The organism is Klebsiella sp. MBT K-1, assembly GCF_002556465.1.
Lineage (GTDB): Bacteria > Pseudomonadota > Gammaproteobacteria > Enterobacterales > Enterobacteriaceae > Klebsiella > Klebsiella grimontii.
This window is the reverse complement of record NZ_PDEL01000009.1, coordinates 55,558-72,056: the sequence shown is the minus strand read 5'-3', so window position 1 is coordinate 72,056 and position 16,499 is coordinate 55,558. Positions and strand designations below refer to the sequence as shown.

General features: G+C 57.6%; 14 protein-coding genes. 6 read left to right on the top strand and 8 right to left on the bottom strand.

Going from position 1 to position 16,499, the window contains the following annotated elements:
• Nucleotides 1-122: 122 nt before the first annotated feature.
• The 7 genes from ybiB to CMQ96_RS14975 form a co-directional block, all read right to left on the bottom strand.
• Nucleotides 123-1,091, bottom strand: coding sequence for a DNA-binding protein YbiB (gene ybiB / locus CMQ96_RS15005; RefSeq protein ID WP_024360129.1), 969 nt, complete (start codon nt 1,089-1,091; stop codon nt 123-125).
• Nucleotides 1,092-1,133: 42 nt separating this feature from the next.
• On the bottom strand, nt 1,134-3,278 hold the full coding sequence (dinG, locus tag CMQ96_RS15000; RefSeq protein WP_024360130.1) for an ATP-dependent DNA helicase DinG: 2,145 nt from the start codon (nt 3,276-3,278) through the stop codon (nt 1,134-1,136).
• Between the two features lie 202 nt (nt 3,279-3,480).
• On the bottom strand, nt 3,481-4,833 hold the full coding sequence (gene rhlE / locus CMQ96_RS14995) for an ATP-dependent RNA helicase RhlE (protein ID WP_049087280.1): 1,353 nt from the start codon (nt 4,831-4,833) through the stop codon (nt 3,481-3,483).
• Between the two features lie 218 nt (nt 4,834-5,051).
• Nucleotides 5,052-6,044 (bottom strand): transketolase family protein, encoded by a 993-nt coding sequence (locus CMQ96_RS14990; RefSeq protein ID WP_064342382.1) that lies wholly within the window; start codon nt 6,042-6,044, stop codon nt 5,052-5,054.
• On the bottom strand, nt 6,044-6,889 hold the full coding sequence (locus CMQ96_RS14985) for a transketolase (RefSeq protein WP_024360133.1): 846 nt from the start codon (nt 6,887-6,889) through the stop codon (nt 6,044-6,046). The genes CMQ96_RS14990 and CMQ96_RS14985 overlap by 1 nt, the downstream gene beginning before the upstream one ends.
• 13 nt (nt 6,890-6,902) lie before the next feature.
• The gene (locus CMQ96_RS14980; protein WP_049087277.1) at nt 6,903-7,652 is read right to left on the bottom strand and encodes an SDR family NAD(P)-dependent oxidoreductase; all 750 of its coding nucleotides are present in this window, start codon (nt 7,650-7,652) and stop codon (nt 6,903-6,905) included.
• A 49-nt stretch (nt 7,653-7,701) separates the two neighbouring features.
• Nucleotides 7,702-9,033, bottom strand: coding sequence for an MFS transporter (locus CMQ96_RS14975; RefSeq protein WP_064342381.1), 1,332 nt, complete (start codon nt 9,031-9,033; stop codon nt 7,702-7,704).
• Between the two features lie 339 nt (nt 9,034-9,372).
• Between CMQ96_RS14975 and CMQ96_RS14970 the strand changes: the two genes are divergently transcribed.
• The 6 genes from CMQ96_RS14970 to CMQ96_RS14945 all read left to right on the top strand — a co-directional run bounded on the left by CMQ96_RS14970 (nt 9,373) and on the right by CMQ96_RS14945 (nt 16,121).
• Nucleotides 9,373-10,296, top strand: coding sequence for a LysR substrate-binding domain-containing protein (locus tag CMQ96_RS14970; protein WP_004135224.1), 924 nt, complete (start codon nt 9,373-9,375; stop codon nt 10,294-10,296).
• Between the two features lie 71 nt (nt 10,297-10,367).
• Nucleotides 10,368-11,045 carry a transcriptional regulator CecR gene (cecR, locus tag CMQ96_RS14965; protein ID WP_024360135.1) on the top strand — a complete coding sequence of 226 codons (678 nt, stop codon included), beginning with the start codon at nt 10,368-10,370 and terminating at the stop codon, nt 11,043-11,045.
• Nucleotides 11,042-12,034, top strand: coding sequence for a secretion protein HlyD (hlyD, locus tag CMQ96_RS14960; protein ID WP_049087275.1), 993 nt, complete (start codon nt 11,042-11,044; stop codon nt 12,032-12,034). The genes cecR and hlyD overlap by 4 nt, the downstream gene beginning before the upstream one ends.
• Nucleotides 12,031-13,770, top strand: a complete 1,740-nt coding sequence (locus tag CMQ96_RS14955; RefSeq protein WP_024360137.1) for an ATP-binding cassette domain-containing protein — start codon at nt 12,031-12,033, stop codon at nt 13,768-13,770. The genes hlyD and CMQ96_RS14955 overlap by 4 nt, the downstream gene beginning before the upstream one ends.
• Entirely contained in the window at nt 13,760-14,893 is a 1,134-nt protein-coding gene (locus tag CMQ96_RS14950; protein ID WP_004135232.1) for an ABC transporter permease, read from the top strand. The genes CMQ96_RS14955 and CMQ96_RS14950 overlap by 11 nt, the downstream gene beginning before the upstream one ends.
• Nucleotides 14,894-15,014: 121 nt before the next feature.
• Entirely contained in the window at nt 15,015-16,121 is a 1,107-nt protein-coding gene (locus CMQ96_RS14945; RefSeq protein ID WP_004135234.1) for an ABC transporter permease, read from the top strand.
• Here CMQ96_RS14945 and CMQ96_RS14940 read toward each other — a convergent pair.
• A complete protein-coding gene (locus CMQ96_RS14940; protein ID WP_004135236.1) occupies nt 16,083-16,493 on the bottom strand; it encodes a YbhQ family protein in 411 nt (136 codons plus the stop codon). The genes CMQ96_RS14945 and CMQ96_RS14940 overlap by 39 nt on opposite strands.
• Between the last annotated feature and the right edge of the window lie 6 nt (nt 16,494-16,499).

Below are 16,499 nucleotides of genomic sequence, written 5' to 3'. Positions count from 1 at the left end.
TCGCCAGCATTTCCTGTAGCAACACTCTGTAATGCCACTGTTTTAACCCTGTAAGATCCTTTAATACCCTTGCCTTGCCCGTCCATGCCACTGGACGGGCTTTTTTTTGCCTGCCGATACAGTTACCAGCTCTCAGCCACCTTCGCCAGCCCCTGCTCCAGAGAGGAGGCGACGCCGGTCGCCACCAGACAGCAGGCCAGCTGAATTTTCAGCGATTGCGGCAACGGCTCGCTCCCTACAGAACAGCGCTCAATCCAGCGCGCGGTCACTTCGGGATCTTTTGACGCCGGCAGGACGAGCGCCTGCTCCGCTGCGCCATCCTGACGCTCGTTAACCACCCGCGTACCGGCCGCGTCAATCAGGCTGATCTGCGGACAGCGCTGCGGATTGGCGTAAACTTCGCCTTCGGTACCGTGCATCAGCAGCGCCCGGCCGCCGATCTCGGCAAAGAATTTCGCCACCCGGCCAACGTATTCAGGATGCGAAACGCTCGACAGGCGCAGCGCCGCATCTTCAGCAAACGGCGTCGCCAGCTTGGCCAGCGTGTGGGCGCTGTTACGCACCCCCATGCGCCAGCGCATCGCCAGCTGTTTTTCCAGCGGCGGACACAATGCGCCGACCGGCACGTAAACCGGCTGATGGCTGTCTAACCGCGCCTGGGCCTGGCCCGCCTGAAGCGTCGCCGGGATCCCCATCAGTTCAAAAATCGTTTCCGTCAGCACGCGGGTGGGATCGTGGCTCACGCCGTGAACAATCACCGGGAAGCCAAGCTTATGCAGAAGCACGGCGAGCAGAGGCGTCAGGTTAGCCTGCTTGCGCGCGCCGTTGTAGCTGGGGATCACTATCGGCATCGGTTTAGCGACCGGCGGCGTCAGCTTCATCGTATGATTCTGCATCGCTTCATAGAAGCCCTTCATCTCCGCTTCACCTTCGCCCTTGATGCGCAGGGCAATGAGAATGCCGCCGAGTTCGAGCTCAGGCACCTCGCCGTTAAGCATCCGCGAGTAGAGCGCGCGCGCCGTCTCCACGTCCAGGTCGCGGGCGTGATTTTTGCCGCGCCCGACTTCTTTAATGATTTTGCTGTAGTCCATTGCAGGCTCCTCTGAGCTTCTCACATCATCGACACTGCACCGCTAACGCCGTTTGCGACGCGTCTGTTTTGTTTTAGTTTTTACTATAACCTCAGGGACGGCTGGCTGCTCTATCGGAAATACGGGTAATGCATTCAATAAACGCTTACCGTAGTTTTTGGTCAACAGGCGTTTGTCATAAATCACCACCTCTCCCCAGCAGCTATGGCTACGAATCAGGCGGCCAACCTGCTGAATCAGGTTGAATGACGCGCTGGGCAGGCTCTGAACTTCGAACGGATAGCGGTTGAGGCTTTTGAGCCATTCGCCTTCGGTAATCACCACCGGGCTGTCTATCGGCGGGAACGCGATCTTATGAATATGCACCTGGCTTAACAACTCGCCTTTTAAATCCAGCCCTTCCGCGAAGGATTGCAGCCCAACCAGTACGCTGCGCTCGCCGCCTTCTACGCGTTTGCGATGCAGCTCGACCAGCCGGTAGCGAGGCTTATCGCCCTGAACCAGCAGCAGCAGGCGCAGATCGGTAACGTGTTCGAGAAAGCGCTGCATCGCTCTTCCGCTGGCGAACAGCACCAGCATGCCGAGATGCTTTTTGCTCTCGACCTGCTCCCGGAAATAGGCGGCCATCTCGGCGATATGCTGCTCTTCGTTATCGATAAGCGGTTCGTAATGCATCTGCGGAATGACGATTTTGCCCTGTTCGACGTGGTTGAAGGGCGAGTCCAGCGCCACAAAGCGGTCTCCCGCCTTCTCTTTCAGCCCGCTCATCTCCTGCAAACGCGAAAAGCTATTCAGCGAGCGTAGCGTCGCAGAGGTGACGACGATATGCGGGACGCTGCGCCACAGCAGCCTCTCCAGCTGTTCGCTGACGCGGATCCCCACGCAGTGGAACCAGATATGCATCTGGCCATCCCGCAGGTCGCGGGTAACCCATTTGGTCACCGGCGCGCCGGAGGATTGCGCCAGCGATGCCAGCCGCCAGAGTTTACTTTGGCTCTCAAACATCCCCAGCGCGCGGTTCATCTGCAGCAGAACCCGGTGCAAACGCACCACGTCGTGGCTGCCGGTTTTTTCGCCCAGATCGTTAAGGAACAGCTCCGCCAGACCGCGCAGCGTCTCGGTGAGCTTCGCCAGCCGCTGGCAGATTTCCATCACTTCCGCCGGTAGCTCTCCCATCGGGAAGCGGTGCTCAGCCTCCTGCCCGGCCGGCATGTACAGGTTGAGGATGTTATTCAGGGAGGAGATGAGTTCGTAGAGCTCCTCGCAATGCCCATTCAGCCGTTCGGGATTGGCCAGCGGCGGCGTGGTCTTAGGGCGAAACTGCTCCATGCAGGTCGCGACCAGCTTCGTAAAAAGATCCAGCTGCAGGCGGTACCACGGGGCGGTAATTTCCGCGCTCATTTCCAGCGCATCGCGGGCCACCTCCGGAAGATGGTGGCCTTCATCCAGCACCAGCAGCAAATGCTTAGGCTCCGGCAGCACCGCTTCGCTCTCCATGGCCGCCATCACCAGCGCATGGTTCGCCACCACCACTTCGGCCTCCTGGATTTCCCGGCGGGCGACGAAGAAGGGGCATTCGCGGTAGTAGTGGCAGTTGCGGTTCAGACAGCTGGCTTTGTCGGTGCTCAGGCGGCTCCATAATGAATCATCAACGTTTTTATCGGTATGATCGCGCAGGCCGTCCCATTTATAGCTATCGAGATCCGCTTTCAGCGTCGCGCACAGCTTCTGCTCCGCCTGGTTATTGGGCGTGAGTTCGTCATCAAGAAAGGCCAGTAAATCCTGCTGCGTCGGTTCGGTGCTGGCAAGGGCGGCCAGGTTACGCGGGCAGACGTAGCGCCCGCGGCCAAAGGCGGCGGTAAATCGCAGGTCGGGAATGATTTTGCGCAGCAGCGGCAGGTCTTTGCTGTAGATTTGGTCCTGCAGAGCAACGTTGGCGGTACTGACCACCAGCGTTTTTTGTTCTTCACGGGCAATGGCGATGCCGGGAATCAGATATGACAAGGTTTTACCGACGCCGGTCGGGGCTTCTATCGCCAGATGCCGCCCCTCTTCCCCGGCAAGCGTCTTCGCCACATCGGCGATCATCTGCCGCTGCGGAGGACGGGGAATAAAGTCAGGAATTTGTTCCTGAAGCGCCTTATACCAGGCGGCGATTTGCGCTTTCAGCGCTGCGGTCAAAGCCATGAGAAAACCTGAACACTGTATAAACAGCCACTATTGTGCCATTTTTTCGCCATCGGGAGGAATGTCTTTCTGAGCAAACTGGAATCTCGCTCGAGGTTCAACGTGAGCGAAGAGCATGCCGGGCAAGGAGCCTTACCCGGATAACCCATCCGGGGCATGGCCGCGCGTTCGCGGCTATGCCCGCAGGAGTGACGGGATAGGGTTACTCAGCCGCCGCGGGTTTGCGCGGGCGACGACGGCGAGGAGGTTTACCGTCCTGAGTTCGCGCTTTCGGCGCTTCGCCATCGGTACGACGCGGCGCGGACTGCTGACCGCGACCTTGTCCCTGGCCGCCGCGGCCCTGACTTTGGCCACCACGGCCGCCGCCGCCGCGCTGCTGCTGACGACCGTTCTGAATCGGCTCGGCTTTGATCGACGGATCCGGCTCATAGCCCGCAAGGGCGATACGCGGGATCTCTTTTTTCAGCAAGCGTTCGATATCATGCAGCAGCTTATGTTCATCCACGCAGACCAGCGACAGCGCTTCACCCGTTGCCGCGGCGCGCCCGGTACGACCAATACGGTGCACATAGTCTTCCGGTACGTTTGGCAGCTCGTAGTTCACCACGTGCGGCAGCTCTTCAATGTCCAGACCGCGCGCGGCGATATCGGTCGCCACCAGCACGCGAATGCCGCCGGATTTAAAGTCAGCCAACGCGCGGGTACGCGCGCCCTGGCTCTTGTTGCCGTGAATGGCGGCGCTGCGGATGCCGTCTTTATTAAGCTGCTCCGCCAGATGGTTAGCGCCGTGCTTGGTGCGGGTAAAGACCAGCACCTGCTGCCAGTTGCCTTCGCCGATCATCTGCGACAGCAGCTCGCGCTTGCGCTTTTTGTCGACAAAATGCACCAGCTGGCTCACCTGTTCTGAAGCGGTGTTGCGGCGAGCGACTTCAATTTCCAGCGGATTATGCAGCAGCTTTTCCGCCAGCGATTTAATCTCGTCGGAGAAGGTTGCGGAGAACAGCAGGTTCTGGCGCTTTGCCGGCAGCTTCGCCAGTACCCGGCGAATATCGTGAATAAAGCCCATATCCAGCATACGGTCGGCTTCATCCAGCACCAGCACTTCAACTTTGTCCAGGCTCACGGCGTTCTGATGTTCAAGATCCAGCAGGCGGCCGGGCGTTGCCACCAGGATATCGACGCCGCTGCGCAGCTTCATCATCTGCGGGTTAATGCTCACGCCGCCGAACACCACCAGCGAACGAACGTTAAGGTATTTGCTGTAATCCCGCACGTTCTCGCCAATCTGCGCCGCCAGCTCGCGCGTGGGGGTCAGGATCAGCGCGCGCACCGGACGACGGCCTTTAGCGTGCGGTTCTTTCTGGACCAGGTGCTGAAGCAGCGGCAGCGTAAATCCCGCCGTTTTACCAGTACCGGTCTGGGCGCTGGCCATCAGATCGCGACCCTGTAATACCGCCGGGATGGCCTGCTGCTGAATAGGGGTTGGCTCAACGTAGCCCTGCTCAGCGACGGCGCGCAGGATTTCAGGATTCAGGCCAAGGGAATCAAAAGACATAACAACTCCGAACCGCCCCGGCCCGTCACAGGCGTAGTTTTCAGGGAGATTATTGCGAAAGAGATGGCAAAAACCACAATGCCATGAAGCTGCGCAGTCTAGCAGATTTTGTGATGAACCGCATAAAATCTGCCGAAAAGAATCCTCTGGCTAACAAACCACTGCTCCCGGTCCTGGCGATAAACAAGCGCCGCCGCAGAACGCGGCGGCGAAAACAACTAACGCAGGCGATGCTTAATTTTTTCGACCATCTTCGCGGTGGAAATGCCGTAGCGGTCGTGCAGCGTCGGAAGCGCCCCGGCCAGCAGGAATTCGTCGGGCAAACCAACGGTATCCAGTTCGCAGCGCACGCCTTTGCGCATCAGCAGCGCGGCAACCGCCTCCCCTAACCCGCCAACCGACGTGTGGTTTTCCGCGGTCACCACCAGACGACCGGGCCTCGACGCCTGCGCAACGATCGCTTTTTCATCGAGCGGTTTGATGGTGGGTACGTGCAGTACCGCCGCGCTGATATTATCGGCCCGCAGTTTTGCAACCGCTTCCAGGGCGCGCATGGTCATCAGCCCGGAAGAGATAATCAGCACATCATTACCGTCCTCCAGCAGCTTCGCCTTGCCCAGCTCAAACTGATAATCATATTTATCGAGCACCAGCGGCACCTTACCGCGCAGCAGACGCATATACACCGGACCGCTGTGGTCGGCAATCGCCGGTACCGCCTGTTCTATCTCCAGCGCATCACAGGGATCGACGATGACCATCCCGGGAATGCCGCGCATAATCGCCAGATCTTCCGTTGCCTGATGGCTCGGCCCGTAGCCGGTAGTCAGACCCGGCAGCGCCGCGCAGATCTTCACGTTCAGATGCTCTTCGGCAATAACCTGATGGATAAAATCATAGGCGCGGCGGGTAGCAAAAGCGGCATAGGTGGTGGCGAAGGGAATAAATCCCTCCTTCGCCATTCCCCCGGCAGCCCCCATCAGCAGCTGCTCCGCCATCCCCATCTGGAAGAAGCGATCCGGGAAGGCCTGGGCGAAGATATGCAGATCGGTATACTTTGACAGATCCGCGGTCATCCCGACGATTTCCGGGCGCTGCGCCGCCAGCTTCGATAGGGCGACGCCAAACGGGGCGGAAACGGTCGCCTGGCCTTCATCAGCAATAGAGGCGATCATCGCCGACGTCTTTAAACGTGGTTTACTCTGGCTCATTACAGCACTCCTTCCGGTTTGTTGGCGTCCAGCACCGCAATCGCCTTTTGCCATTCGTCGGCATCGACGCGGATAAAATGGTTCTTATCGCGGGTTTCCAGGAACGGCACCCCTTTGCCCATCAGCGTGTCGCATAAAATGACCCGCGGCTGGTTGCCCGCATGATTTTTCGCGTTGTCGAAGGCGGTAATCACCGCCGCCAGATCGTTGCCGTCCACGCGCTGCACGTACCAGCCGAAGGCGGACCATTTTTCATGCAGCGGCTCAAAGCCGAGGATTTTGCGCGAATCGCCGTCCGCCTGCTGTTTGTTCACATCAACGATATTTATCAGGTTCGTCAGGCCGTAATGGGCCGCCGACATCGCCGCTTCCCAGGTCGACCCTTCGTCCAGCTCCCCATCAGACATGGAGTTATAAACCCAGGATGCGCTGCGCTTCTGCCGCAGGCCGAGCGCCATCCCGACGGCAATGGAGAGCCCCTGTCCCAGCGAGCCGCCTGACATCTCCATCCCCGGCGTATAGGTTGCCATACCCGACATCGGCAGACGGCTGTCGTCGGAACCGTAGGTCTCCAGCTCCTCTTGCGGGATAATTTCCGCTTCCAGCAGCGCCGCATAATAGGCGATGGCGTAATGGCCGTGCGAGAGCAGGAAGCGGTCGCGTCCTTCCCACTCCGGTTCTTCCGGGCGGTAGCGCATCGCGTGGCTGAACGCGGTGGCCAGCACATCCGCATAGCCTAACGCCTGGCCGATGTAGCCCTGTCCCTGAACCTCGCCCATTTGCAGGGCATAGCGGCGGATACGCCACGCCGCCGCGGCAACTTTTTGTGATTCCGTGATTTTCATCTGCTTGCCTCGCTTAGTGGATTAACATGCCGCCGTTCACGTCCAGGGTGATACCGGTCGAGTAGGAAGAGAGATCGCTGCCGAGGAACAGGGCGGCGCGCGCGATATCCACCGCATCGCCAAGGCGGTTCATCGGGATCCCGGCAAGGATATTGGCCGTCATGTCGTCGGTCAGCTTACCGGCGGTGATATCGGTCTGAATCAGCCCCGGGGTAATGCAGTTAACGCGGACGTTATCCGGACCAAGCTCGCGCGCCATCGCCCGCGCCAGGCCGAGCACCCCGGCTTTCGCCGCGCTGTAGTGCGGGCCGCCGAAGATACCGCCGCCGCGCTGGGCGGAAACCGAAGAGATACAGACGATGCTGCCCGATTTTTGCGCCCGCATCGTCGGAATAACCGCCTGCGACATCAGCAGCGTGCCGCGCAGGCTGACGTCCAGCACCGCGTCGTAGTTGGCGCGCTTAATATCCATCAGCTTCAGCGGCTGAGTAATCCCGGCATTATTCACCAGCACATCGACCCGGCCATATTTCGCCAGAATCTGTTCCATCGCCGCCTGAACCTGAACTTCATCGGCAACGTTCGCCGCCAGGCCAAGATGGCCTTCGCCTAAGGCCGCGGCCGCCGCTTTGCTGGCTTCGCCATTGAGGTCGAGAATGACCACGCTGGCGCCGTTTTCAGCAAATAATTTGGCGGTGGCAAAACCCAAACCGCGTGCCGAGGCCGCGCCGGTAATAATGGCGACTTTATCTTTTAATAACATATTTTCACTCCATGACATGACGCATATTAATTAACAGGATATTTTTCCGTTATTGTGGCTCATCGAGAAAGAGAATCACCACCAGACCTATTGCGGCGCAGATACCAAAATAGGTGAATACCGAATTAAAGCTGCCGGTTTGATCGAGTAAAAAGCCCGCAGCCATCGGGGCAACAAATCCGCCGAGGTTACCGCCGCTATTGATAATAGAAGAGGCGATCGGATAGGTTTTATTATCCGAAACGGCCATACCGTAGGCGGTAAAGGCCGGCCAGCCAATATTCAAACATAAACCGACGAAGAATAATCCGACACAGACCGCCCAGGTGCTCGCGGGAATATTTAGCATAATGAGCATCATGACCACGGTGGAAATCGCGGTAAACATCATTGTCGGTTTACGTCGCCGGCCTAATACCTTATCCGAAATCCATCCACCGCCAATCGCACCTATAAAACCGCCAATACACGGCATACTTGCCACGAAGCCCATGCTCATTACATCAAAACCGCGCTCTTTAACCAAATACAGCGGGATCCACGTTAATAATCCGTACAGCACGCTAACCATCATAAAATAAGCCAGACAGTCGCCAAGAATATTTTTCGAGGTAAATAATCCTTTCGCCGTATCAATAGGGGTAAGCTTTTTCACCCGAATAAATTTATCCAGCCAGATAAAGCGATCGGCAATTAATATATTTTGCCGTACGGCGTTTTTATCGCTTTCACGCCCGGCGTTAATCTTTTCCAGTTCGCTTTGCGAAACAAATCCGCTCTCTGCGGGTGTTGACTTAACCAACAGGTACCACGCCACCGCCGCCACAATTCCCGGTATCGCAAAGGAGAAAAAGACCCATCGCCAGCCCCAGGTTACCGCGATCCATACCGCCAGCGGCGGTACGATGATCGGCGCAAACATGGTGGCGGCGATGTAGACGCCCGTTGCCGTGGCTTTCTCTTTCGGCGGGAACCAGTTATTAATGGTCGAAGCCAGGCCTACCGGACATGGCCCTTCGCTAAGCCCCAGCCCCAGCCGCACCATCTTCAGGCCAAACACCGAGCTCACGGTGCCCATTAGCCAGGTAAAAGCGGAAAAACCGAAAATCGACAGCGCGACCAGCCCTCGCGTGCCGCGTTTGGCAATGAAAAAGCCGGCCGGGATCTGGCTGACCGCATAGCCCAGGAAAAACATGCTGGCGATGGCCCCGGCTTCAAAGTTGTTGATATGAAACTCATCAATAATGAACGGCAATACCGCGCCGATATTCGTTCTGTCGGCGTAATTTATGGCATACACCAGGAAAATCATCGTCAAAACCACAAAACGATATTTTGTTTTCCTGGCGTCAGTACAGACCACAGTATCTATACGTGACATAGGGTATCCTCTGTATTTTTTATGCTTTTTGTCGCGAACCTTACCGCATCGCGCCCTGTTATCAGGCCTGTGGTTGCAATATAACAATCCCAAAAAGAAAGGGTATTCAAAAAAGCTCAATTACGCGTGAGAAAAATTTGCTTCGTGACTGCATTCAAATTCCTGTCAATTATTTTTCCGAGAGCTTCATATTTAAAACTGTTAAGTTCATCACGGATTACGCCATATCTTATTTCCCGGCTATGCTATCCTGACCCTCATTTTCTGGGATAACCGCTGGATGTACTGTTTTTTGAGTAAACAAATCACCCTGCATTATTCCACTCACCGGAGGAAATCATGAACCAGCCGCTGCCAAATAAAAGCTTGCCGATGCCATCCTTACGCAATATTCAGGCATTTATTGAAGTAGCCGATACCGGCAGCCTGAACCTGGCAGCGGAGAATCTCAATATTACAGCTTCCGCAGTCAGTCATCAGATAGCCAGCCTGGAACAGTATCTGGGAAAGAAAATATTTTCCCGCAGCAGTAAAGGAATGGTCTTAACCACCATTGGTGAAAAATATCTTAAAGAAGTTTCCGGAGCCTTAAATATTATTGGCCAGGCCACTAACCAGGTGATTAATGATATCCACCAGGATTATTTACGGATTCATTCAGCGCCGAGCTTTGGCTTATTGTGGTTGATGCCCCGACTTCATAAGTTTCGCCAGGCCTGGCCGGAGCTTAAAATTAGCCTGACCTGTTCTTATGAAAGCATTCAGTTCTCCCGCGATAATATCGATATTGATATTCGCCACGGGCTCTCACAGTGGCCGACCCTGGTGGTCAAGACCATAAAAAACGAACGCATGCTCCCCTTCACCTCATCGACTTATTTAGCCGGACGCGACGTTCAGTCCATTGAAGATTTGTTGGCCTGCGATCTTATTCATTCCGATAGCACGCTGATCGGCTGGAGCAACTGGCTGTCCTGGCATAAGGTTCGCGGCTGGAATAAAAACTTTATTTTTAATTTTGACCGCTCCTATATGAGTATCGAGGCCGCGCGCATGGGGATGGGGATTATTCTTGAGAGTAATTTGCTGGCCGGGCAGAGCGTTCGTCAACGTCACCTGGAACCCGTCTTTAGCCGCGACGTCAGTATGCCGGTGAATGCCCATCACTTCGTTTTACCGCACCCGAATGAGCAAAAAGAGAAAGTGAAGATCTTCTTTAACTGGGTTGCCGAAGAGCTAAGCCACGAAGGATTTCATATCTAGCAGCAAACGGTGGACAAACTGCAAACCTGCGCCTAGAGTTAATCAATCGATTGATTAACTTTTCCAGCGTGATGACGACAACTCCCATTACCAGCAAGGGCGAGCAGGCGAAAAGCCAGCTTATCGCCGCCGCAATCGCCCAGTTTGGCGAATACGGCCTGCACGCCACGACCCGCGATATCGCCGCTCAGGCCGGGCAAAATATCGCCGCCATTACCTACTATTTTGGTTCCAAAGACGATCTCTACCTCGCCTGCGCTCAGTGGATCGCTGATTTTATCGAACACAATTTCCGCCCCCACGCACAGGCGGCGGAAGCGCTGTTCACTGAGCCTGTGCCGGATAAAACTGCGATGCGCAGCCTGATACTTGGCGCCTGCCAGAACATGATCCTGCTGCTGACCCAGGACGACACCGTCAATTTGAGCAAATTCATCTCCCGCGAGCAGTTGTCGCCGACGCCGGCCTACCGGCTCATCCACGATCAGGTGATTGCTCCACTACACTGCTACCTGACCCGTTTAATCGCCGCCTATACCGGCCTTAACGCCGACAGCACGCAAATGGTGCTTCACACCCACGCGCTGCTGGGCGAAGTGCTCGCTTTTCGCCTTGGGCGGGAAACGGTGCTGCGCCGCGCGGGCTGGGCCGAGTTCGATCGGGACAAAACCGCACAAATTATTGAGGTTATCACCTGCCATATTGATTTCGTTCTGGAAGGATTATCGCAAAGGAGTCTGGAGTCATGAAAAAACCGCTCATCATCGTTGTGCTGCTTCTCCTGCTGGTCGCTGTCCTTGGCGGAGGCTGGTGGTGGTACCAGAGCAGCCAGCAGAAAACGCTCACGCTATATGGCAACGTGGATATTCGTACCGTCAACCTCAGCTTCCGCGTGGGCGGGCGGCTGGCGTCGCTCAGCGTCGACGAGGGCGATGCGATTAAAGCCGGGCAGACCCTGGGCGAGCTGGATCGCGCGCCGTACGAAAACGCCCTCCAACAGGCGCAGGCCAACGTGTCCACCGCCCGGGCGCAGTACGACCTGATGATGGCGGGGTATCGTTCGGAAGAGATTGCCCAGGCCGCCGCCGCGGTCAACCAGGCGCAGGCGGCTTACGACTACGCGCAGAACTTTTACCAACGCCAGCTGGGGCTGCGCAAAAGCAGCGCCATCTCCGCTAACGACCTGGAAAACGCCCGCTCCTCGCGCGATCAGGCCCAGGCGACGCTGAAGTCCGCGCAGGATAAGCTGCGCCAGTATCGCGCGGGAAATCGTCCGCAGGAAATCGCCCAGGCCAAAGCCAGCCTTGAGCAGGCGCAGGCCGCGCTGGCGCAGGCGAAGCTCGATCTGCACGATACCACGTTGACCTCGCCGTCCGACGGAACGCTGATGACTCGCGCCGTCGAGCCGGGCAGCATGCTCAGCGCCGGCGGCACGGTGATGACGCTCTCGTTAACCCATCCGGTGTGGGTACGCGCCTATATCGATGAAAAAAACCTCGGCCAGGCCCAGCCGGGTCGCGAAGTGCTGCTTTACACCGATAGTCGCCCGGATAAACCCTACCGCGGCAAAATCGGCTTCGTTTCCCCTACCGCTGAATTCACGCCGAAAACCGTGGAGACGCCGGATCTGCGCACCGATCTGGTTTATCGCCTGCGTATTGTGGTCACCGATGCCGACGACGCGCTGCGCCAGGGGATGCCTGTCACCGTCACCTTCAGTCACGGAAACGGCCAATGAGCGAGGACGTCATTACGCTGAGCGGCCTGACCCGGCGCTTTGCCGGCATGGACCGCCCGGCCGTCGCGCCGCTGGACTGCACCATTCACTCCGGCTATGTAACCGGTCTGGTGGGCCCTGACGGCGCGGGAAAAACCACCCTGATGCGCATGCTCGCCGGGCTGCTGAAGCCCGACGCAGGCAGCGCAACGGTCATCGGCTACGACCCGATTGCCGACGATAGCGCCCTGCACGCGGTGCTCGGCTATATGCCGCAGAAATTCGGCCTGTATGAAGATCTGACGGTGATGGAAAACCTGACGCTCTACGCCGATCTGCGCAGCGTGACCGGCGAGGCGCGGGAAAAAACCTTCGCCAGGCTGCTGGAATTTACCTCCCTCGGCCCCTTTACCAGCCGGCTGGCGGGCAAGCTTTCCGGCGGCATGAAGCAGAAACTTGGTCTGGCCTGCACCCTGGTCGGCGAACCGAAAGTCCTGCTGCTTGATGAACCCGGCGTCGGCGTCGACCCCATCTCGCGCCGCGAACTGTGGCAAATGGTGCATGAACTGGCGGGCGACGGAATGCTGATCCTCTGGAGCACCTCTTATCTTGATGAGGCCGAGCAGTGCCGGGACGTGCTGTTGATGAACGAGGGCCAGCTGCTCTATCAGGGGGCGCCAAAAGAGCTGACGCAGACCATGGCCGGACGCAGCTTTTTGATTTCCAGCGGCGAGGAGAATAATCGCCGCCTCCTCCAGCGGACGCTGAAGCTGCCGCAGGTGAGCGATGGCGTGATTCAGGGGAAATCGGTACGCCTGATCCTTAAAAAAGAGGCCAGCATCAGTGAAGTCCAGAACGCTACCGATATGCCGCCGCTCGAGGTCGCCGAAACCGCGCCGCGCTTCGAGGACGCCTTTATCGACCTGCTGGGCGGCGCCGGGACCGCCGAATCGCCGCTGGGCAACATTATCCACACCGTGGAAGGCTCCCATGAGGACACGGTGATTGAAGCGCAGACCCTGACCAAGAAATTCGGCGATTTTGCCGCCACCGACCACGTTGATTTCCAGGTCAAGCGCGGGGAGATATTCGGCCTCCTCGGGCCTAACGGCGCGGGCAAGTCCACTACCTTTAAGATGATGTGCGGCCTGCTGGTCCCCACCTCCGGTAAAGCGCTGGTGCTGGGCATGGACCTGAAAGTCAGCTCCGGCAAGGCGCGTCAGCATCTGGGCTATATGGCGCAGAAGTTCTCGCTCTACGGCAACCTTTCCGTCGAGCAGAACCTGCGCTTCTTCTCCGGCGTGTACGGCCTGCGCGGGCGGGAGCAGAACGACAAAATCGCCAGCATGAGCGAGGCGTTTGGCCTGAAAAGCATCGCCCGGCAGGCCGCCGACGATCTGCCGCTCGGCTATAAGCAGCGCCTGGCACTGGCCTGCTCGCTAATGCACGAGCCGGATATCCTGTTTCTTGATGAACCCACTTCCGGGGTCGATCCCCTCACCCGCCGTGAATTCTGGCTGCATATCAACAGCATGGTGGATAAAGGCGTGACGGTGATGGTCACCACCCACTTTATGGATGAAGCGGAGTATTGCGATCGTATCGGCCTGGTCTATCACGGCAAGCTGATCGCCAGCGGCACGCCGGACGATTTGAAGGCGCTGGCAGCGGATGATAAACAGCCTGACCCGACGATGGAGCAGGCGTTTATCACCCTCATTCACGACTGGGATAAGGAGAACGCCGGTGAGCGCTAAATGGCTATCGTGGCGGCGCGTACGCGCCCTGTGCGTGAAAGAGACGCGGCAGATTGTCCGCGACCCCAGCAGCTGGCTGATTGCGGTGGTCATCCCCCTGCTGCTGCTGTTTATCTTTGGCTACGGGATTAACCTCGACTCCAGCAAGCTGCGGGTGGGCGTGCTGCTGGAGCAGCAAAGCGAAGAGGCGCTGGATTTTGTCCATACCATGACCGGCTCCCCCTATATCGACGCCACCGTCAGCGATAACCGCCAGCAACTGGTGCAGATGATGCAGGCGGGACGCATTCGCGCGCTGGTAACCATTCCGGTAGATTTCGACCGCAAGATGGCCCGCCCCGGCGACGATGCGCCGATCCAGCTCATCACCGACGGCAGCGAACCGAATACCGCTAACTTCGCCCAGGGCTACGTCGAAGGCATCTGGCAAATCTGGCAGCAGCAGCGGGCGGAAGATCGCGGCGAAACCTTCGAGCCGCTTATCGACGTGCAGACGCGCTACTGGTTTAACCCGGCCGCCATCAGCCAGCATTTTATTATCCCCGGCGCGATTACCATCATTATGACGGTGGTCGGCGCGATCCTGACCTCGCTGGTGGTGGCCCGCGAGTGGGAGCGCGGCACCATGGAGGCGCTGCTGTCGACCGAGATTACCCGCGCCGAACTGCTGCTGTGCAAACTGATACCCTACTATTTCCTCGGCATGCTGGCGATGCTGCTGTGTATGCTGGTGGCGGTGTTTATACTTGGCGTGCCGTTTCGCGGTTCGCTGGTAATTCTGTTTTTTATCACCAGCCTGTTTTTGTTGAGCACCCTGGGAATGGGGCTGCTGATTTCCACCATTACCCGCAACCAGTTTAACGCCGCGCAGGTGGCGCTGAACGCCGCGTTTCTGCCGTCAATTATGCTGTCCGGGTTTATTTTTCAGATCGACAGCATGCCGGCGATAATCCGCGCGGTGACCTACGTGATCCCGGCGCGCTATTTTGTTAGTACCCTGCAAAGCCTGTTTCTGGCGGGCAATATCCCGGTGGTGCTGCTGGTGAACGTAATGTTTTTAATCGCCTCGGCGGTAATGTTTATCGGCCTGACGTGGCTGAAAACCAAACGGCGTCTGGATTAATTTGTCTGCGCCCGCTTCCCGGGTCGCGGCGTGAACGCCTTACCCGGGCTACCGTTTCTGCCAGATTAGGTAGCCCGGATAAGCGCAGCGCAATCCGGGGATCACAAAGAGAGAATATACGATGTTTCATCGCTTATGGACGTTAATCCGCAAAGAGCTGCAGTCGCTGTTGCGCGAACCGCAGACGCGGGCGATTTTGATTATGCCGGTACTGATCCAGGTACTGCTGTTCCCCTTTGCCGCCACGCTGGAGGTAACGAACGCCACCATCGCCATCTATAACGAAGACAACGGCAAGCACGCCGTGGAGCTGACCCAGCGCTTCGCCCGCGCCAAAGCCTTCACCCACGTTCTGCTACTGAAAAGCCCGCAGGAAATACGACCCACCATCGATGAACAAAAAGCCCTGTTGGTCGTGCGTTTCCCGGCGGATTTTTCGCGCAACCTCGACACCAACCAGACCGCCCCGCTCCAGCTTTTGCTGGACGGGCGCAACTCTAACAGCGCGCAAATTGCCGCGAACTATCTCCAGCAGATCGTCAAAAGCTATCAGCAGGACCTGCTGGAAGGTAAAGCCAAACCGAACAATAGCGAGCTGGTGGTGCGCAACTGGTATAACCCGAATCTCGATTACAAATGGTTCGTGGTACCGTCGCTGATCGCCATGATCACCACCATCGGCGTCATGATCGTCACCTCGCTCTCCGTTGCCCGCGAGCGCGAACAGGGCACGCTCGACCAGCTGCTGGTGTCGCCGCTGGCAACCTGGCAAATCTTTATCGGTAAAGCGGTCCCGGCGCTGATCGTCGCCACCCTGCAGGCAACCATCGTGCTGGGGATTGGCATCTGGGCCTATCAAATTCCGTTTGCCGGCTCATTGCTGCTGTTTTACTTCACGATGATCGTTTACGGCCTGTCGCTGGTAGGATTCGGCCTGTTGATTTCGTCGCTGTGCTCCACGCAGCAGCAGGCGTTTATCGGCGTATTCGTCTTTATGATGCCGGCGATTTTGCTCTCCGGCTACGTTTCGCCGGTGGAGAATATGCCGGTATGGCTACAGAACCTGACGTGGGTAAACCCGATTCGTCATTTCACCGATATCACCAAGCAGATCTATCTGAAGGATGCGAGTCTGGCAATCGTGTGGGGGAGTTTGTGGCCGCTACTGGTCATAGCGGCCACCACCGGCTCAGCGGCGTATGCGATGTTCCGAAGAAAGATCGCGTAGTTTTTTATCTTTCGCCAGCAGTGATACCACCGCCGGACCGGCCAGTATCGCCAGCCCGGCGAGGGCCAGCAGCAGGTTATTGTGCAGTACGCGCGACAGCAGCCACAGCACGATCACCGCGGTGCCGAAGTACCAGGTGGTGGTGAGTTCCTCAAGGAAATCACCGACGTCGCGCCAGCGCTCATCGTGATGGCGCTGCAAAAACAGCATCGACACTAACGTGACGCCGTACAGCACGCACAAACCTAATCCGACGCGCACCAGCGCGCCGCTCATCCAACCCATCACCAGTACTGCCACGACCAGTAGATGCAACATAATCTGCCAGCAACTAAGACCCGTTGCGACGCGTACACGTTGTTGCCACTTCATGGCTTC